Consider the following 18,780-nt stretch of genomic DNA (forward strand, 5'->3'; position numbering starts at 1 on the left):
CATGTTGGATAATTTAAGTCTGGGCCGCCATATTTCCGGCCAGTTTCATGCCGAACTTGAGAGTATTCGTACCCATGTTTTGGCAATGGGCGGATTGGTGGAGCAACAGCTGGCGGATTCGCTTAAAGCGATGCATAAGCAAGATGCAGAGCTCGCTAAACGAGTGATTAAAGATGATCACAAGGTCAATGCAATGGAAGTGGCGATTGATGAGGCTTGCACCCGGATCATTGCCAAACGCCAGCCAACAGCGAGTGATTTGCGGTTGGTAATAGCGATTATTAAAACCATTACTGACTTGGAGCGGATTGGTGATGTTGCTGAGAGTATCGCTAAGGTAGCGCTGGAGAATTTTACCAACAAGCAGTACAACCTGCTGGTATCTCTGGAGGCGTTGGGTCAGCATGCCGTCAGGATGCTGCATGAGGTTCTTGATGCCTTTGCCCGGATGGATGTAAAAGCAGCGATTGAGGTGTATCAGGAAGATGATCGTATTGATCGTGAATATGAAGCGATTATCCGTCAGTTGATGACTTATATGATGGAAGATCCACGTTCGATCCCTAATGTGCTGCAAGTGATGTGGTCAGCCCGATCTATCGAGCGGGTTGGTGATCGTTGTCAGAATATTTGCGAATACATTATCTATTTCGTGAAAGGCAAAGATATTCGCCACACCAGTCATGAAGAACTCGCGAAGTTTCTTAAGTAATCTTTTATACCAATTATTTTAAAAATCCCGGCAGCAGTGAGTGCGCCGGGATTTTTTATTGCGGTAGCTTATTCTTCCTTGGCAAACAGATCCGGGACGAAGGTTTGGCTGTCTAATGGGGGGCGCATATAGCCACTTTTATTGATTTCAGGCAGCTCGAGATGCGGATAGTGAATTTCTTCATAAGGAATATGGGACAGCAAATGGGCGATGCAGTTGATCCGGGCTTTTTTCTTTTCATCGGCATTTACGACCCACCATGGACATTGTTTAGTATCGGTATAGGCAAACATTTTATCTTTAGCGGCCGAGTATTCTGCCCAGCGATCCCGGGATTCTAGATCCATCGGGCTGAATTTCCAGCGTTTGATCGGGGTGTGGATACGTTCAAGAAAGCGTTGCTCTTGCACTTCATCGGATACTGAGAACCAGTACTTTAAGATGATAATGCCGGAACGTTGCAACATGCGCTCGAATTCAGGGCAAGAGCGGAGAAACTCATCGTATTCTTTATCAGTACAAAAACCCATGACTTTTTCCACTCCGGCCCGGTTATACCAACTACGGTCAAACAGCACCATTTCGCCGGCAGAAGGCAGGTGGGCGACATAACGCTGGAAGTACCATTGTGTCTTTTCTTTTTCGGTTGGTTTGGGTAAGGCGGCAATTCGGCAGACTCGAGGATTCAGTTTTTCGATGATCCGTTTGATGACACCGCCCTTTCCTGCGGCGTCCCGCCCTTCAAAGATGACTAACACCTTCATTCCTGAAGATTTGATCCATTCCTGGAGTTTGACCAGTTCTACCTGCAACCGTTGCAGTTCATTTTCGTAGTCTTTCTTCTTAAGTTTTTTACTGCCCATACTTCACTCCATTTCCTTGGCTGCTACGTACGTTCATAACCTTTTAATAATAATGCGTTATCGGAGGAATGACGAATAATCGGACATTATCTAATGCATCAGCATGAATACTGTTAAGTTGATAACCATATGGTTATGGCTGCATTAATTATTGTTTCATATGGTGTTTTTATTGTTTGGTTTTGAGAGTAATTATCAAAAATATTTAAGGACAAATAATGTATAAATTAATGTCAGGGCTAATCGCATGTGTTTTCTTAGCTGGCTGTAATGGTGGCGACAGTAGCAATAATCAATTTGCAGCTAATCGAGCTGAAATTATCGCTAAATCCTGTCCGCCGAATATGTCGTGCGGTTTTATGGCTGCACCAAAGGATTACGAAGAGCCTAATGGGGAAATGGTTGATATTTTCTATGGTGTACATAAAGCTCAGGATTCAGCCAACCGGATTGGTGCTTTGATTTTTAATTTTGGTGGACCAAGCGCAGCAGCGGTTAATGGAGCCGCAGGTATGGCTGCTAATAATCTACCACCAGAAATACTGAACCATTTTGATATTGTTGGTATTGACCCTAGGGGAGCTGGTCAAAGTGCTTTTGCAAAAGAGCTAACGGAGTGTGCGGTTGCTGAATATGAAGGCCGGGGAAATTGTGATGCAACGTATCAGCAAGTCGCGCCTTATTTGGGGAGTAATAGTGTAGTTAAGGACATTGATAGGCTTCGAGAACATCTTGGTGATGAGAAACTGACCTTCCTCGGCTATTCATACGGCACCCGTCTTGGTTCATTATATGCGCATACGTTCCCTGACAGAGTGCGTGCTATAGTTCTTGATGCTCCAATGTCACCTATAGCAGCAAATAATATTGAAATACGTACCGGTAATGCGGCTGGTTACGAAAAAATCGCCAAGTATCGACTAGGGCATAATGAAACACGGAATAATCGTTATCAAAATATAGTTGATCAGCTGTTTACGGCTCCTGAATATAATTATCAAGCATCTGATGGAGTTTTGACTTTAAAAGAAGGTGCACGGGCTATGAACTTGACTGTTGCAAGAGAGTCTTCAGGTGATTGGTCTTATGTGGAATCAGGTGTGACTAATTTATTGGATTATGATCGCGTAAATAGCTTGAAGTGGCTTTTGAGTGTTTTGTCTAATGGTTACAGTTATAACTCATACTCAAATTACGAGGATATGCTAAGGGGCAATGCATTATTTAAAGCTGTTGTGTGCACTGATGAAAGAACGCCGTTAAGTGATGCAGATATTGAAGCATCACTCGATCGCTTCGTTAATGCTTCATCACTATACGGTACATTGGCTTACCACCAAAACGCTGATTTGTGTAAAGGTTGGACTGCTCAACGCGATCCTATTGCTCCTGTAGTAGACATGGATGTTTCACTTAGGGGTAAGCAAATTTTAATTATCGGTGGTCAGTATGATCCGGCAACACCTTACGCCTGGGCTGAAGAAATGAAGGAAAATTTTGGTGATGTTGGTTCGTTGGTTACAATTAATAATTATGTCGATCATACATTTAGTTATACTGGCCTTGATTGTATTGATCAGAGTACCACCGCATATTTATTGAACCCGGATAAAAAAGTTGCAGAGAAAACTTGTGATAAAGCAGCCTACCGTTTGGGGAACGATTTTACTAAACCGCAAAGGCTTCCACATCCTACAGATAATGTGATTGGCTGGTAATAATAGACAGAGAGAAAAGAGCCTGCGATGCCGGCTCTTTTCGTATTACTGAATACTATTACTTCAAAGCTCGTAAGACTGCCGACACTTTCTCTACCGAAGTAACAGGAACACTGAAGTCATCAACATCGGCATTGCCCATATAAGCCTGTTTCGAATAGTTAACCATCTTGCTTGGGCGGGTAGTTTTGCCTGAAAGGTGGACTTCTTTCACTCCGGTTTTACGGATAATTTTTGCGACATTGTCTGATGTGACGCCGGCCCCAGCCATGATACTCAGGCGCTCGCCGCTGAATTTAACCATTTCGGCAATAGTATCGATACCAGCTAGCGCATTGGCCTCAAGGCCTGAAGTAAGTACGCGCTCACAGCCTGCGCTAATAATATTATCTAGTGCTGCAAACGGGTTTACACATTGATCTATGGCACGGTGAAAAGTGACTCCTAACCTTTGGGCCTCTTTCATCAGGCTGCGCAAGATATCGTTATCAACTTCCCCTTGAGCATTCAATACACCAATGACGACGCCCTGTAAGCCTGCATTTCGGGCTGCGTGAATATCGGCCAGCATGATTTCAATGTCTTCGTCGCTAAACAGAAAATCACCCTGACGGGGACGTATCATGGCATAGACAGGAACGTTGGCGCGACGGGCTGCCTGTTTCATAAAGCCAAAGCTCGGGGTCAGGCCACCAAGGGCGAGGGATGAGCATAGCTCAATACGGGTTGCCCCGCTTTGTTGGGCGAAGTGGAGTGATTCAATGTTGTCGATACAAACTTCGAGATGATCAAGCATGGGAACGGGTCATTGCCGGAAACGTAACGGTAGTGTAAACAATTGAGCAGAGAGTGGCGATAGCGTCGGTAAGGGGATGTTTTTCTATAGATATAAAAAGGGCCCGGTGTGTCCGGGCCTCATTATTTTTTGCCAATTGGCTGACTTTGGCTTTACGCTATTGCGTTCTTTTACCTCAACACCGTGAGCTGGGTGTTGTTAATTCTTCAGATGAAGAATTATAGGTCTTCAGTGTGCTCAGATAGGTAAGCTGCAACACCTTTTGGTGAGGCGTCCATACCTGCTTTGCCTTCTTCCCACTGTGCTGGGCAAACTTCACCGTTCTTCTGGTGGAAGTTTAGAGCGTCAACCATACGCAGCATTTCGTCGATGTTACGGCCTAGAGGTAGGTCGTTAACTACCTGGTGACGAACAACACCATCTTCGTCGATTAGGAAAGAACCACGGAAAGCAACGCCTGCTTCTGGGTGCTCAACATCGTAAGCTTTGCAGATTTCGTGCTTAACATCAGCAATTAGTGGGTACTTAACCTGACCGATACCGCCGTCTTCAACAGCAGTGTTACGCCATGCGTTGTGAGAGAACTGAGAGTCGATAGAAACACCGATTACTTCAACACCTTTCGCCTGGAAATCTTCGAAACGCTTGTCAAAAGCGATTAGCTCAGATGGGCATACGAAAGTGAAGTCTAGTGGGTAGAAGAAAACTACCGCTTTTTTACCTTTAGTAAATTCTGCAAAGTTGAAGTTCTCAACGATTTCGCCGTTACTCAGAACAGCTGCAGCAGTAAAGTCTGGTGCTTGACGACCTACTAGTACCATGTTGGTGCTCCTGAAAAATTCGGTTTATTGCTAACCCTTTGGTTAGCCTCCGTGTTTGGACGAGACAAACTATAGCTAAACTGTTAGATTGGAAAAAGCGGAATAAATAGATTGATGTAATCGAAAAATACGATGAACAAATTTCCATCCCTTAAACAACTACATTATTTGGTAACTTTATTTGAGACTCGGCATTTTGGTGAAGCCGCCAAAAAGTGCTTTGTCAGTCAGTCGACACTGAGTTCTGGTGTCCAGAATCTGGAAGAGCTGATCGGTTGCCAGCTTATTGAAAGAGATAACAAATCACTGGTCTTTACTTCTACCGGTGAGGACGTGGTGGTTCGCAGCCGCGAGCTTTTGGCCCGCAGCCAGGACCTGATGGAGCTATCTAATTGTACCGGAGACGGTATGGATGGCCAGTTAAGGGTTGGTTGTATCCCGACTATTGCACCTTTCCTTTTGTGTGATTTGGTCCAGGAGGTTAACCGCCTGCATCCGAGCCTGAATTTACTGTTACGAGAAGATACCACCAGTAATTTGCTGGCGGCGTTGCGTAATGGTGAGATGGATGTGCTTATTCTTGCGCTGCCAATGGAAGTCAATGGAATGCATAGCCAGGTAGTTGGTCGTGATGCATTTAAAATGGTGATTAGCAAACACCAGGCAGAATATGTCAGCGTGCCATTGCGTTATGCTGATTTGCCGGATGAGTCTGTTTTCTTATTGGAGAAAGAGCACTGTCTAACTGATCACGCGGTTTCGGCCTGTAAGCTGACGACTAAAGAGAAGATTAACCCATTTACTGCAACCAGCTTACATACCCTTGTTCAGATGGTGGCTAATGGGTTAGGAACTACTTTTATCCCGCAGATGGCGATTGACCATGGGCTGCTGGATAACCAGAATTTGGTTGTGGTTGAGCCACCTGGCCAGGAAGCTTACCGAGAAATTGGCTTAGTTTGGCGTCCGACGTCCAGTCGCATTCGTACTTTCAATCGTCTTGCCGAGATTGTTCAGGGACTTTTATAGTCTCTTCGATATGGTGTTGGCAGTAATCTTATGCTGCCAGCACTTTATTCCATTCTTTAATATCTTTCCGATATATTTTAACTCCACAGCGACGGTAAAAACCGTACCTATTTGTAGGTTTATTTTGTTTCGCATAGCGAATAAATGAAATCAATTGAGTAGATGTTTGCATCTGGTTTGTATGAGTGTTGTTTATACTCACCTTGTAACTTATTGTTTTTTATTCAGCCAAGCTCAGTTGAAAACCTTTCAAGTGTTTCAAACGTCTTTCATGCCGTGTGTTTGCATTCCCTTTTTGTGTAATTTAATTACGTAACTAGTTACATTTTTCTCTTGAATATTCTGGATCGGCAAAAACCGAGCTTTTTCCTGAAAATTGTTTTAATTCAGTGTTTTGAGTTATTGCTCTATATTATTTAAGTGTTTGATTTTTAGTTGTTTGAGGAGGGGTGTTATCGGTGTGCCTGAGCAGGGTAAGTTGCATTTCTTTATTTGTTTCGGCAATGTGAATAAGACGTTAAGGTTATTAGTGGGCGATGTGCCAATACGATGGCTACTGATAAAAGTGGTGATTAAGTTACAAGCCGAAGGGAGCGTAAGATGACGGATAAAAATTCTCCACCAACTCAAGAAGCGAGACTGGCTCTGCAAGCACCATTAACGGATCTGCAAAAAGAGATTGTTAACGATGATGCACTTCAGTTTGTTGAGCAACTAGTACAGCGTTTTGCTTCACGAGTTCCTGAACTTCTGGCTGCCAGAGAACGTCGCCAATTAGCAATTGATGCTGGGGCATTGCCGGATTTTCTCGTTGAAACGGCAGATATCCGTGAAGGTAACTGGACTATTCGTAATATTCCTGAGGATCTGCAGGATCGTCGGGTAGAAATAACCGGTCCGGTGGAACGCAAAATGGTGATCAACGCCCTTAACGCCAACGTTAAAGTTTTTATGGCTGATTTTGAAGATTCCTTCGCTCCTGCCTGGGATGCCGTGCTGGACGGGCAACGTAATCTGCGTGATGCCGTCAATGGCACAATTTCCTACACCAATTCGGATACTGGCAAGCAGTATCAACTCAAGGATGATCCGGCGGTACTTATCTGCCGTGTTCGCGGCCTGCACCTGCCTGAAAAACACGTTTTGTGGCAAGGGGAGCCGATTCCCGGATCTTTATTTGATTTTGCATTGTACTTTTACCATAACTACAAGCAGTTACTTGCAAAAGGTAGTGGCCCTTATTTTTACATTCCTAAATTACAGGCTTACCAGGAAGCCGCTTGGTGGAACGATGTGTTTAGTTTTACTGAAGATGAGTTTGGACTTCCGCGAGGCACAATTAAGGCGACGGTACTGATAGAGACGTTGCCGGCAGTGTTTGAGATGGATGAGATCCTTTATCACCTGAAAGATCATATTGTCGGCCTCAATTGTGGACGTTGGGATTATATCTTTAGCTATATCAAGACGTTGAGAAATCATCCGGATCGGATTTTGCCGGATCGTCAGGTTGTCACCATGGAAAAGCCGTTTCTGAATGCTTATTCTCGGTTGTTGGTGAAGACTTGCCATAGCCGTGGTGCCTTTGCGATGGGGGGAATGGCTGCTTTCATTCCGTCCAAAGATCCGGAGCGTAATGCTTGGGTGCTCAATAAGATACAAACGGATAAGTCGCTGGAAGCAAACAACGGGCATGATGGAACTTGGGTGGCTCATCCAGGGTTAGCTGATACGGCAAAGACGGTGTTTGATGAAGCGCTGGGAGAGCGGAAAAATCAGCTTGATATCAGTCGCCAAGAGGATACGCCGATCACGGCTGCTGAGTTGCTTCAGCCTTGTGAGGGTGAGCGAACAGAAGAGGGGATGCGCCATAACATTCGTGTGGCGGTTCAGTATATAGAGGCTTGGGTTTCCGGCAATGGCTGTGTACCGATTTACGGTTTGATGGAAGATGCGGCCACGGCGGAAATATCCCGGGCATCAATCTGGCAGTGGATCAAGCATGGGAAGGCACTGAGCAATGGCAAGGTTGTAACCAAGGCACTGTTTGAACAAATGCTGGAAGAAGAAATGGCCGTGCTTGAGCAAGAACTTGGAAGCGATGTGTTTAGTCGGGGACGTTATAAGGAAGCGGCTGTGCTGATGTCGCGGCTTACAACCAGTGATGAGCTGGTTAATTTCCTGACGCTGCCGGGATATGAGTACTTGCAATAACAGAAGATGATAGAGAGGCGGGCTGCTGCTTGGTTGTTGGCAGTGCAAGGGGAAGCCTGAAGAGAAAGTCTACCGTGGTAACGGTACGTTAAGCGGATTATCGCCAAATGAAACGAGGGACATCATTATGACATTGACTCGCCAGCAACAAATTGAAGCGCTTGAAAAGGATTGGGCTGAAAACCCACGTTGGAAAAATGTAAAGCGTACTTATACCGCAGAAGAAGTGATTAACCTGCGTGGCTCGTTTGCACCGGCAAACACAATCGCCCAGCGCGGTGCCGAGAAGCTGTGGGATTTGGTCAATGGTTCGGCGAAAAAAGGATACGTTAATTGCTTAGGTGCGTTGACCGGTGGTCAGGCAGTCCAGCAGGCTAAGGCCGGAATTGAGGCGATTTATCTATCAGGCTGGCAGGTAGCCGCTGATAACAACACGGCATCGAGCATGTATCCGGATCAGTCTCTTTATCCGGTGGATTCAGTGCCAGCTGTCGTTAAACGAATTAATAACTCCTTCCGCCGTGCTGATCAGATCCAGTGGTCTAACGGTGTCAGCCCTGAAGAGGGGATTGATTACTTCTTGCCGATTGTTGCTGATGCCGAAGCGGGTTTCGGTGGCGTTTTGAATGCTTATGAGCTGATGCGCAATATGATTGATGCCGGCGCAGGCGGGGTGCATTTTGAAGACCAGCTGGCATCGGTGAAAAAATGCGGTCACATGGGCGGCAAGGTGCTGGTACCGACTCAGGAAGCGGTTCAGAAGTTGGTTGCAGCCCGTTTGGCTGCTGATGTGGCCGATACAACGACATTAGTGATTGCCCGTACGGATGCTAACGCCGCAGACTTGCTGACATCTGATTGTGATCCGTACGATAAAGATTTTATCGTCGGTGAGCGTACTGCTGAAGGTTTCTATCGCGTGCGTGCTGGTATCGACCAGGCTATTGCCCGCGGTTTAGCCTATGCACCTTACGCTGATTTGATTTGGTGTGAAACGGCAACGCCTTGTTTGGAAGAGGCTCGTAAGTTTGCCGAAGCTATCCATGCTCAGTATCCGGATCAGTTGCTGGCTTATAACTGCTCGCCATCATTCAACTGGGAGAAGAACCTGGATGCCGAGACAATCGCCAAGTTCCAGCAGGAACTGTCTGATATGGGTTATAAGTATCAGTTTATTACCTTGGCGGGTATTCACAATATGTGGTTCAACATGTTCGAATTGGCTCATGCTTATGCACAGGGCGAAGGCATGCGCCACTATGTTGAAAAAGTGCAGCGTCCAGAGTTCGAGTCCGCCGAGAAAGGTTATACCTTTGTTGCCCATCAACAGGAAGTGGGTACCGGATACTTCGATAAGATGACCAATACGATTCAGGGTGGTCAGTCTTCTGTCACGGCGCTGACCGGTTCAACAGAAGAAGACCAGTTCTAATAGGAGTTTATTCCTAGCAATTTGTTGTTATATCTTGGGTTATCTGTGGGTTTTCTACAGGGTATGATGTGATGCATAACACAAGAGAGATTATTTCCTATGTTATGTCTTTGGGAGCGCTTAGCGCTCCCATTTTTATTGCTGTGACCGATAGATTTTTGCTACTTGAATGATTTGCGGGTAAATCGCCGCAAACTGTTGTTCGAATAAATCGTAATGCTGCTCTATCAGAGCCGGGCAGTTCGCGAGTTGATGGAGTTTGGGGCGGCGTAGCGCCATCCGTTCGAGTGCAGTGGAAATGGTGCCTCGTTTCCGGTATTGCAATAGCCATTGTTGCTGCCACATTCTTGCCATGGTTTGTCGATAGCTCTCGGGCAGGTTTTCCTGATATAGCTCTACTTGCTTTTGTGCTTGTTCTACAAATTCAGTTAACGGCTGGTGGTGGTAGTGCTGCCAGTGTTTGGCGAGATAGTGATCCCAGGTGATATCCAGGGCAATCCCACTAACCCGTCTTGTATCAGCGCTGAATAGTTGTCGGCAGTGCAGTACTTCAGGCATAGCATCAATATAACTATCGATAAAGCGGTGAAGTTTTATCCCGTCAGCAACTGAACGGGCATATTGGGTGTATGGATCACCGCGGACAAAATCGGCCAGCAGGTTTCCCGCCAGATGGCTATGGCAGCGATCGGCTAAATGCAGGTGAGCAAGAAAATTCATAGCTTCATACCTAGCTCCCAAATATATAGCTTTTTAACACATAACTTCCTAATAGACGGCGTACTAATAGAAATTTGTATCACTGTCTTCCGTTGGTTCCACTTCTTCCTGAATTTCAAGCAAATTAATGGCAATAGACACAAAGTCAGAATCGGTGATGATCCCTACCAGCTTAGCGTTGTGGAGTACGGGTAAACAGCCGATTTTATGTTTTTGCATGTAAAGTGCGGCTTCTTTCAGGCCTGCTTGCGGTTCTACGCTGAACAGGCTGCGGTGCATGCATTTATCAAGCGGGATATCGAGTGCAGAGATAAAGCTGCTTTTGTGTATCTGTTCAAGGCTTGATTCCTGGGCTGACAGGATATCTCGCTGGCTGACCAGCCCGACTAGGTGGTTGTCTTTATCTGTGACGGGAACATGGTGGACTGCCTTGTCTTCCATGAGCTTTTTTGCGTCAGCCAAAGTATGTGTCGAGGTTAAAGCGTGTGGGTGTGGTGTCATCATATCGGCGACAGTAAACATATAAACCTCCGTAACGACTGCTAAATCCATTTATTAGTTTCATTTTGCTTGCCTTTTGAATGTAGCCAATCCTGTGCTGAGTACCTATGACCCGCGTCAAATATTTCACTAGTTGTACTCATGTTTCGGGTTTGTTTATTTTTAGTTAATTTTGAGAATGTGTCATATAATCAATGTACAACATTCCATATGGGTATGACTTGATGTGTAAGTTATTGTTTAGGTTGTTGTTATTGTTGTCAATATGGCTTCCTTATCAGGCTGTAGCTCAAGCTGATGTCGAGGAAGGCTCCGGATCTGGCCTGGTTAGTGTTCAGAATGGAGTGACTGCCAAAATTGTTGGTGGAATTGAGTCATCGGCAAGTGAAATACCCTGGCAAGCCTATCTGAATATGACGTTTATTGATGGTAATGGAAATCGAAGCACTTTTGTGTGCGGCGGTGTGGTGATCAGCCCAGATGTTGTGTTGACTGCGGCGCATTGTCTGCGCAAAGGATCGAATACTGTTGCTGCCCAAAATATCAAAGTCTGGGGCGGAATAGTCAGCCTATTCAATGCTAATAGCTTCAATGATGTTGCTGTCAGTGAGTTTGTGATCCATCCATCTTACAATTCTTCCCGTTTTTCCAATGACATCGCAATTCTAAAATTGGCAACCTCTTTGCCAAGTGCGGCTATTCCTATCAAGATGGCCGATAGCGTTACTCAGGATCGGGCGAATAACGCTTTTGCCAATGGTTGGGTAGCTAATTCCGAACGTGACCCTAATTTGTTGGTTTCCGGGTGGGGGGCTACCGATCCTAATGATTCAAGTTCTGGCAGTACCACTTTGAGACAAACTGTATTATCAGGGGTGCCTGACACAATTTGCGATGCTCAGTGGGGAAGTAATATTAGCCCATCAGATTATCCGATTTTTCTTTGTGCCGGTTCTGTCTCTCCCTCGTTGGGCCGAGATAGTTGTTTTGGCGACTCCGGAGGCCCGTTGGTCTGGCAGGATCCATTGAATGTAAGTGATAGCGATTTTGGCTTACGTTTGGTTGGTCTGGTCAGTTTTGGTCAGGGATGCGCCGGCGGCTTGCCGGGGGTGTATACCGAAGTGGCAAGCTATCAGGCTTGGATTGAACAGGAAGTTGGTTCGGCGGTCAGTACTCAGCCGACATCGGTTTTTGCTACGAACCCTTTTATCCGAGATTACAGTAATGCCGGTATTGCGGTTGATTTATCTTCTACTGGTGGTGGCGGGGGGTATATCGGTGGCGGTGGTATGCTCGGGCTGCTTGTTGTCGGCTATTGGCGTCGGCGAATTATATCAGTAGCCTGACGCTTATCGCTTCTTCGTGAATCATAAGCCATCTTTGCTTGATATTGCAGTAAGGCAGCCTATACTAGCTGCCTGCTGTAATTTAGGGCCCGAATGATGCAAGTTTCTGATTTCCACTTTGACCTTCCTGATGAGCTGATTGCTCGTTATCCACAACCAGAGCGTACTGCTAGCCGTTTGCTTCAGTTGACCGGTGATACCGGTGAGGTGCAGCACAAAGGTTTCAAGGATATTCTTGATTTGGTTCAGCCAGGCGACCTGCTGGTGTTTAACAATACCCGAGTTATTCCTGCGCGAATTTTTGGCCGTAAGGCGTCAGGCGGAAAATTAGAAGTACTTGTTGAACGCATGCTGGATGACAAGAGTATCCTTGCGCATGTTCGGTGTTCTAAATCACCTAAACCGGGCAATGAGTTGCTGCTGGGTGAAAATGACGAGTACCAGGCTGAAATGGTTGCGCGTCATGATGCATTGTTTGAAATTCGTTTTAACAGTGACAAGACGGTACTGGAGATCCTGGAAGACGTCGGTCATATGCCATTGCCGCCATACATTGACCGTCCGGATGAAGATGCTGATAAAGAGCGTTATCAGACTGTTTATAACGCTAAGCCTGGTGCAGTTGCCGCACCGACAGCAGGCTTGCACTTCGATGATGAAATCCTTGAAGCGATTAAAGCTAAAGGTGCCAAGTTTGCATTTGTGACCTTGCATGTTGGTGCCGGTACGTTCCAGCCTGTGCGTGTTGATAATATTGATGATCACCATATGCATGCCGAATACGTTGAAGTGCCGGAAGAAGTGGTTGCGGCTATCAACGAAACGAAAGCTGATGGCGGTCGTGTGATTGCTGTGGGTACGACTTCGGTTCGTTCACTGGAAAGTGCTGCTCAGGATGCCGTGAAGAAGGATACTGAGCTGAAACCTTTCTTTGGTGATACTGATATCTTTATTTTCCCAGGTTACGAATTCCAGCTGGTGGACGTACTGGTAACGAACTTTCACCTGCCAGAATCAACTCTGATTATGTTGGTTAGTGCGTTTGCCGGTTACGAGCACACCATGAATGCTTATCGTCAGGCAGTGGAGAACAAATACCGTTTCTTCAGCTACGGTGACTCGATGTTTGTGACTCGTAAGAATAAATAAACTGAACTTAGGTTGCTAAGTCAGTGTCTCTAAAGGCTGCTTTTGTTAAAATTGCAGCCTTTGTCGGCTTTATTGGCAAAAGAATGACGGCAAATTCGATTGCGGATTTGCCAAGATTATTGAGTTTCTTCCGCTAGGCTTTATGCGTGGCGAGAAAAACGTACATCAGGCAAATGGCCTTTTGTACTGATTTTGATGTCAGATTGTTTCTCTGGCTTTTGGAGGCTTTGTGAAATTTGAATTAGATAAAACTCAGGGGCGTGCTCGTCGCGGTCGCCTGCAGTTTGAACGTGGTACTGTTGAAACGCCAGCATTCATGCCTGTAGGTACCTACGGTACTGTTAAGGGTATGACACCGGAAGAAGTGAAAGATACCGGTGCCCAAATCCTGCTAGGCAATACTTTCCACTTGTGGTTGCGCCCGGGTCAGGAAGTAATGAAAATGCACGGCGACCTGCATGACTTTATGCAGTGGCAGGGCCCTATCCTGACTGATTCAGGTGGCTTCCAGGTATTTAGCTTGGGTGATATTCGTAAGATCACCGAAGAAGGTGTACATTTCCGTAACCCAGTGAATGGTGACAAGATTTTCATGGACGCAGAGAAGTCGATGGAAATCCAGAAAGACCTGGGTTCAGATATCGTGATGATCTTTGATGAGTGTACGCCATACCCGGCAACGCACGACGAAGCGAAGAAGTCGATGGAAATGTCACTGCGCTGGGCTCAGCGTAGCCGCAACCATTTTGACAAGCAAGAAAACCCAAATGCACTGTTCGGTATCGTTCAGGGCGGTGTTTATGAAGATCTTCGTGATGTGTCTGTTGAAGGTTTGACTAACATTGGTTTCGACGGCTACGCCGTTGGTGGCCTTGCTGTTGGTGAGCCAAAGGAAGATATGCATCGTATCCTTGAGCATACTTGCCCACAGTTACCGGAAGATAAGCCACGTTACCTGATGGGCGTTGGTAAACCTGAGGACTTGGTGGAAGGTGTTCGTCGCGGTATCGATATGTTCGACTGCGTAATGCCGACCCGAAATGCCCGCAATGGTCACCTATTTGTGACTGGTGGTGTGATCAAGATCCGTAATGCGAAACATAAAACAGATACAACCCCTCTTGATCCGCACTGTGACTGTTACACTTGTCGCAACTACAGTAAGGCGTATCTGTATCACCTGGATAAATGTAATGAAATTCTGGGTGCGCGCCTTAATACAATCCACAACTTACGTTACTACCAGCGCTTGATGGCAAGTATCCGTAAGGCGATTGAAGAAGATCGTTTCGATGCCTTTGTAGAAGAATTCTACGCGCGTCGAGACCGTGAAGTTCCACCGTTAAAAAACGCTTAACAATAAACGAGGACGTTATTAAATGAGTCTTTTCATTTCTCAGGCACATGCTGCAGCAGAAGGTGCACCACAGGGCGGCGGTATGCAGCTTTTCATCATGCTGGGTTTGTTCGCAGTTATCTTTTATTTCATGATCTACCGTCCACAGGCGAAGCGCGTCAAGGATCACAAGAGCCTGATGTCTTCCATGGGCAAAGGTGATGAAGTGCTAACCAACGGTGGTCTGGTAGGCAAAATCACTAAGGTTTCTGATGAGAATGACTACATCGTGATCGCTCTGAACGACACGACTGAAGTTACTATCAAGAAAGATTTCGTTTCTGCCGTTCTGCCTAAAGGCACAATGAAATCTCTGTAATTTTTTGCTCTGAAGGATCACAGCAGTGTTAAACCGTTATCCCTTGTGGAAGAACCTGATGGTGGTGTTTACACTGATCATCGGTTTGCTTTATGCACTTCCCAATGTTTACGGTGAAGATCCGGCAATACAAATCTCCGGGGCGCGTGGCGCCTCGGTAGATATGTCTGCGCTGGATGCAGTCACCGAAGATTTAAAACAAAATCACATCTCATACAAATCTGTCGCTTTCGAAAACGGTACTGTACTGGTCCGCTTTAACGATACTGATACTCAAATCAGTGCTCGCGATATTCTTAACGAACAGCTTGGCAACGATTATGTTGTTGCACTAAACCTGGCTGCATCGACTCCTGATTGGCTTGAATCCATCGGCGCAACCCCAATGAAGCTGGGTCTTGACCTGCGTGGCGGTGTGCACTTCCTGATGGAAGTTGATATGGATGCGGCAATGGACAAGTTGTTGGGCCAGCAGGAAGAAACCTTCCGTACAGAGCTGCGTGAAGCGAAGATCCGTTACCGTGCAATCAGCAAAACAGATACAACGGTTGATGTGCGTCTGCGTAATGCTGAACAGCTGGACCAGGCCAAGGCTGAGCTCGCTAAGCTTCACCCGGATATGTTGTTTACCGACAACGACAGCAACGGCCGTTTTGTTCTATCTGCACAGTTTACCGATGCTCGTCTGAAAGAAATTCGCAACTACGCGGTTGACCAGAACATCACCATTCTACGTAACCGTGTGAATGAGCTGGGTGTTGCCGAGCCACTGGTTCAGCGCCAGGGCGCTAACCGTATTGTGGTTGAGCTGCCGGGTGTTCAGGACACTGCGCGTGCGAAAGAAATTCTGGGTGCGACAGCAACGCTGGAATTCCGTGAAGTGGACAGCACAGCGGACTTGGCGGCAGCGGCTTCTGGCCGTGTACCACCGGGTAGCGAGGTGAAATACACCCGTGACCAACGTCCGGTTGTTCTGAAAAAACGTGTGATCCTATCTGGCGCACACATTACCGATGCAAGTTCGAGTGCCGATGAATACGGTCGCCCACAGGTAAACATCTCGCTGGACAGCGAAGGTGGCAGCAAGATGACTGCCTTCTCACGTAACAACGTGGGTAAGCTGATGGCGACAATCTTTACCGAGTATAAGGACAGCGGCGAACGCGATCCGAACGGTAAAGTGATCCTGGAAAAACACGAAGAAGTGATTAACCAGGCAACAATTCAAACTGCACTTGGTCGTAACTTCCGTATTACCGGTATTGATTCGCAGTCTGAAGCTCATAACCTGGCATTGCTACTGCGTGCTGGTGCGTTGATTGCGCCGATTTCGATTGTAGAAGAACGTACCATTGGTCCATCTATGGGTCAGCAGAATATCGACATGGGTATTCAGGCCTGTATCTGGGGCATGATCGCGGTAATGCTGTTCACACTGGTTTACTACCGCAAGTTCGGTCTGATTGCCAATATGGCCCTGGCTATGAACCTGGTTCTGATTATCGGTGTGATGTCGATGATCCCGGGTGCAACCATGACCCTGCCTGGTATCGCCGGTATCGTTTTGACCGTTGGTATGGCGGTGGATGCCAACGTACTGATTTTTGAACGCATCCGTGAAGAGCTGCGTGAAGGCCGTAGTCCTCAGCATGCGATTCAGCAAGGTTATGCGAACGCATTCAGTACTATTGCCGATGCCAACATCACAACGTTGATCACTGCTATCATCCTGTTTGCAGTGGGTACAGGTGCAATCAAAGGCTTCGCGGTTACGCTGTCTATCGGTATTCTGACATCAATGTTTACGGCAATTGTCGGTACCCGCGCTGTTGTTAACTTTATCTACGGCGGTAAGCGCGTAGATAAACTGTCGATCTAAGGAGACGCTGGCATGTTTCAAATACTGAAAGCGAATAAAGTGATCGACTTTATGCGTTGGTCGAAAGGGGCATTCCTGCTTTCGGCACTTATGATTGTTGCGGCGATTGCTACAGTATCAACCCAGAAACTGAACTGGGGACTGGACTTTACCGGCGGTACGCTGATCGAAGTTGGCTTCGAGCAGCCTGCTGACCTTGGCCAGATCCGTGAATCATTGGAAGCAGCTGGCTTTGGCGATGCCATTGTCCAGAACTTCGGTACAGCACGAGATGTAATGGTTCGTCTGCAGCCACGTGAAAATGTGAAGGGTGAGAAACTGGGTAACCAGATCATCGATGCACTGAAAGTGGGTACAGGCCAGAACGTAGAAATGCGTCGTATTGAGTTTGTTGGCCCGAACGTGGGTGATGAACTGGCGGAAGCGGGTGGTTTGGCGATCTTGGTATCGCTGATCTGTATCCTGCTGTACGTATCACTGCGATTTGAGTGGCGTCTGGCTGCCGGTGCGGTATTGGCACTGACACACGATGTTATCATTACTATCGGTATTTTTTCGTTTACCCAGATTGAGATTGACCTGACGATTGTGGCGGCGTTGCTGACCGTTGTTGGTTACTCGCTTAACGATACCATCGTTGTATTTGACCGTATTCGTGAAAACTTCCGCAAGATGCGCAAGGGTGAGCCAATCGAGGTGATGAACAGCTCTATCACCCAGACACTGAGCCGTACCCTGATCACTTCTGCAACCACCTTGTTTGTGGTTATTGCCTTGTTCCTGAAGGGCGGTAGCATGATCCACGGTTTTGCGGCAGCCTTGCTGATCGGTATTACTGTGGGTACTTACTCATCGATTTATGTGGCTTCTGCACTGGCGCTGAAATTGGGTATTACCCGTGAGCACCTGATGCCGCCGCAGGTAGACAAAGAAGGTGAAGAGTTCGATGCAATGCCTTAAGTCGGCATCAGAACTTTAATAAAAAACGGAGCCGCATGGCTCCGTTTTTTTGTTCTGTACAATGTGATTTAGCGATATGACCACTCACTGGCAAGGCGCTGTTTACCATCGTTCATTTTATTGCCTTGTTCCTGAAGCAAGGTTAGTTTTTTGTTGTGCGATAGATCCAGGCTTTCCAGCTTGTTGTTTATTGCACCGAGCCCTTTTAATTTAGGGTTTTTAGAGGTATCTAGTTGAGATAGATTATTAAATGAGACAAACAAACCTTTCAGGTTTGCCAATTCAGTTACATTCACTTCTTCAAGGTTGTTGGAGTTCAGATCCAGCATTTCCAGTTTAGGCAGCTCGCCCAATACAATGTTGTTCAGCTCGTTGTTGTTTAACTGTACTTCTCGAATGATTTCGTTTTCCGATAAATTCAGAGTGTGTAATTCATTATTGTTTAGGTTCAGCACCCTAAGTTCCGGGTTGTCAGACAGATCCAATTCCTCCAAGTTATTACCACTTAGTGTTAGTTTGCGAAGGTTTTCGAAATACGCAATTTCATTGGCTGAATGGATATTGCTGTCAGAGCAGTCCAGTTCGACGATATCTTCTGGGTAGACTTCGCCGGTTTTCAGAACACAGGCGCGGAAGTTTTCATCGGCAAACGGGATTTCTTTGATCGTTTCATAGTGCTTGCTGCATCCGCCTATCAGAACGGCGGAGAGGGCAATAAGGGCATAGTAATGGAAGACGTACCTTTTGATTGAAAGCATTGTTGTTACCTATTAATGAGGTTGGAAAAATAGAAGCGGTTCTATTGAATAGACATACAGTGTCATAGGGCGTCAGCCTTGCGGTTTTGCTTAAATCATACTGACGGTGAATTGATTGGGGCTGCGGTAACAAAAAGCCCCGCAGGCATTGCCGGCGGGGCTTTTTA

At 46.4% G+C, this 18,780-nt stretch carries 17 protein-coding genes; 11 read left to right on the top strand and 6 right to left on the bottom strand.

Annotated elements, in window-relative coordinates; all coding sequences use genetic code 11:
- Position 1 precedes the first annotated feature (1 nt).
- On the top strand, positions 2-712 hold the full coding sequence (phoU, locus tag Q0852_RS06740; RefSeq protein WP_299015687.1) for a phosphate signaling complex protein PhoU: 711 nt from the start codon (positions 2-4) through the stop codon (positions 710-712).
- A gap of 68 nt (positions 713-780) precedes the next feature.
- Here phoU and ppk2 read toward each other — a convergent pair whose 3' ends face one another.
- Positions 781-1,575, bottom strand: a complete 795-nt coding sequence (ppk2, locus tag Q0852_RS06745; protein ID WP_299015690.1) for a polyphosphate kinase 2 — start codon at positions 1,573-1,575, stop codon at positions 781-783.
- Positions 1,576-1,793: 218 nt separating this feature from the next.
- Here ppk2 and Q0852_RS06750 point away from each other — a divergent pair, with 218 nt between their 5' ends.
- A complete protein-coding gene (locus Q0852_RS06750) occupies positions 1,794-3,293 on the top strand; it encodes an alpha/beta hydrolase (protein WP_299015692.1) in 1,500 nt (499 codons plus the stop codon).
- A gap of 58 nt (positions 3,294-3,351) precedes the next feature.
- On the opposite strand, the gene Q0852_RS06755 is transcribed toward Q0852_RS06750, so the two are convergent.
- Both Q0852_RS06755 and Q0852_RS06760 read right to left on the bottom strand, forming a co-directional pair.
- Positions 3,352-4,089, bottom strand: coding sequence for a copper homeostasis protein CutC (locus Q0852_RS06755; RefSeq protein ID WP_299015694.1), 738 nt, complete (start codon positions 4,087-4,089; stop codon positions 3,352-3,354).
- Between the two features lie 218 nt (positions 4,090-4,307).
- Positions 4,308-4,910: a peroxiredoxin C gene (locus Q0852_RS06760; RefSeq protein ID WP_299015697.1), complete on the bottom strand. Its 603-nt coding sequence runs from the start codon at positions 4,908-4,910 to the stop codon at positions 4,308-4,310.
- A 132-nt stretch (positions 4,911-5,042) separates the two neighbouring features.
- On the opposite strand from Q0852_RS06760, the gene Q0852_RS06765 reads away from it, so the two are divergent.
- The 3 genes from Q0852_RS06765 (at position 5,043) to aceA (ending at position 9,585) form a co-directional block, all read left to right on the top strand.
- Positions 5,043-5,939, top strand: coding sequence for a hydrogen peroxide-inducible genes activator (locus Q0852_RS06765; protein WP_299015699.1), 897 nt, complete (start codon positions 5,043-5,045; stop codon positions 5,937-5,939).
- A gap of 600 nt (positions 5,940-6,539) precedes the next feature.
- Complete coding sequence (gene aceB, locus Q0852_RS06770) at positions 6,540-8,153, top strand: malate synthase A (protein ID WP_299015702.1); 1,614 nt, start codon at positions 6,540-6,542, stop codon at positions 8,151-8,153.
- A 127-nt stretch (positions 8,154-8,280) separates the two neighbouring features.
- Positions 8,281-9,585 (top strand): isocitrate lyase, encoded by a 1,305-nt coding sequence (gene aceA, locus Q0852_RS06775; RefSeq protein WP_299015705.1) that lies wholly within the window; start codon positions 8,281-8,283, stop codon positions 9,583-9,585.
- A gap of 135 nt (positions 9,586-9,720) precedes the next feature.
- Here aceA and Q0852_RS06780 read toward each other — a convergent pair whose 3' ends face one another.
- Entirely contained in the window at positions 9,721-10,305 is a 585-nt protein-coding gene (locus Q0852_RS06780) for an ACP phosphodiesterase (RefSeq protein WP_299015711.1), read from the bottom strand.
- A 63-nt stretch (positions 10,306-10,368) separates the two neighbouring features.
- On the bottom strand, positions 10,369-10,827 hold the full coding sequence (locus Q0852_RS06785; protein ID WP_299015714.1) for a CBS domain-containing protein: 459 nt from the start codon (positions 10,825-10,827) through the stop codon (positions 10,369-10,371).
- Positions 10,828-11,060: 233 nt separating this feature from the next.
- Between Q0852_RS06785 and Q0852_RS06790 the strand changes: the two genes are divergently transcribed.
- The 6 genes from Q0852_RS06790 to secF all read left to right on the top strand — a co-directional run bounded on the left by Q0852_RS06790 (position 11,061) and on the right by secF (position 17,855).
- Entirely contained in the window at positions 11,061-12,152 is a 1,092-nt protein-coding gene (locus tag Q0852_RS06790; RefSeq protein ID WP_299015717.1) for a serine protease, read from the top strand.
- 96 nt (positions 12,153-12,248) lie between these two features.
- Positions 12,249-13,301, top strand: a complete 1,053-nt coding sequence (gene queA, locus Q0852_RS06795; RefSeq protein WP_299016347.1) for a tRNA preQ1(34) S-adenosylmethionine ribosyltransferase-isomerase QueA — start codon at positions 12,249-12,251, stop codon at positions 13,299-13,301.
- A 229-nt stretch (positions 13,302-13,530) separates the two neighbouring features.
- Positions 13,531-14,658, top strand: coding sequence for a tRNA guanosine(34) transglycosylase Tgt (tgt, locus tag Q0852_RS06800; protein ID WP_299015720.1), 1,128 nt, complete (start codon positions 13,531-13,533; stop codon positions 14,656-14,658).
- Positions 14,659-14,680: 22 nt separating this feature from the next.
- Positions 14,681-15,016, top strand: a complete 336-nt coding sequence (gene yajC, locus Q0852_RS06805; protein ID WP_299015722.1) for a preprotein translocase subunit YajC — start codon at positions 14,681-14,683, stop codon at positions 15,014-15,016.
- Between the two features lie 25 nt (positions 15,017-15,041).
- Entirely contained in the window at positions 15,042-16,895 is a 1,854-nt protein-coding gene (secD, locus tag Q0852_RS06810; protein ID WP_299015724.1) for a protein translocase subunit SecD, read from the top strand.
- Positions 16,896-16,907: 12 nt separating this feature from the next.
- Positions 16,908-17,855: a protein translocase subunit SecF gene (gene secF / locus Q0852_RS06815; RefSeq protein WP_299015732.1), complete on the top strand. Its 948-nt coding sequence runs from the start codon at positions 16,908-16,910 to the stop codon at positions 17,853-17,855.
- A gap of 68 nt (positions 17,856-17,923) precedes the next feature.
- On the opposite strand, the gene Q0852_RS06820 is transcribed toward secF, so the two are convergent.
- Positions 17,924-18,613, bottom strand: a complete 690-nt coding sequence (locus tag Q0852_RS06820) for a hypothetical protein (RefSeq protein ID WP_299015735.1) — start codon at positions 18,611-18,613, stop codon at positions 17,924-17,926.
- Between the last annotated feature and the right edge of the window lie 167 nt (positions 18,614-18,780).

It is taken from the genome of uncultured Photobacterium sp. (genome assembly GCF_947502415.1).
Taxonomy (GTDB): Bacteria; Pseudomonadota; Gammaproteobacteria; order Enterobacterales; family Vibrionaceae; genus Photobacterium.

Excerpts from the sequence above, each read along its gene's own strand:
- Q0852_RS06750 (WP_299015692.1), top strand. The coding sequence starts at position 1,794 with ATGTATAAATTAATGTCAGGGCTAATCGCATGTGTTTTCTTAGCTGGC.
- Q0852_RS06785 (WP_299015714.1), bottom strand. The coding sequence starts at position 10,827 with ATGTTTACTGTCGCCGATATGATGACACCACACCCACACGCTTTAACC.
- secF (WP_299015732.1), top strand. The coding sequence starts at position 16,908 with ATGTTTCAAATACTGAAAGCGAATAAAGTGATCGACTTTATGCGTTGG.
- phoU (WP_299015687.1), top strand. The coding sequence starts at position 2 with ATGTTGGATAATTTAAGTCTGGGCCGCCATATTTCCGGCCAGTTTCAT.
- Q0852_RS06820 (WP_299015735.1), bottom strand. The coding sequence starts at position 18,613 with ATGCTTTCAATCAAAAGGTACGTCTTCCATTACTATGCCCTTATTGCC.
- Q0852_RS06760 (WP_299015697.1), bottom strand. The coding sequence starts at position 4,910 with ATGGTACTAGTAGGTCGTCAAGCACCAGACTTTACTGCTGCAGCTGTT.
- yajC (WP_299015722.1), top strand. The coding sequence starts at position 14,681 with ATGAGTCTTTTCATTTCTCAGGCACATGCTGCAGCAGAAGGTGCACCA.
- aceA (WP_299015705.1), top strand. The coding sequence starts at position 8,281 with ATGACATTGACTCGCCAGCAACAAATTGAAGCGCTTGAAAAGGATTGG.
- Q0852_RS06780 (WP_299015711.1), bottom strand. The coding sequence starts at position 10,305 with ATGAATTTTCTTGCTCACCTGCATTTAGCCGATCGCTGCCATAGCCAT.
- queA (WP_299016347.1), top strand. The coding sequence starts at position 12,249 with ATGCAAGTTTCTGATTTCCACTTTGACCTTCCTGATGAGCTGATTGCT.
- aceB (WP_299015702.1), top strand. The coding sequence starts at position 6,540 with ATGACGGATAAAAATTCTCCACCAACTCAAGAAGCGAGACTGGCTCTG.
- Q0852_RS06755 (WP_299015694.1), bottom strand. The coding sequence starts at position 4,089 with ATGCTTGATCATCTCGAAGTTTGTATCGACAACATTGAATCACTCCAC.
- ppk2 (WP_299015690.1), bottom strand. The coding sequence starts at position 1,575 with ATGGGCAGTAAAAAACTTAAGAAGAAAGACTACGAAAATGAACTGCAA.
- Q0852_RS06765 (WP_299015699.1), top strand. The coding sequence starts at position 5,043 with ATGAACAAATTTCCATCCCTTAAACAACTACATTATTTGGTAACTTTA.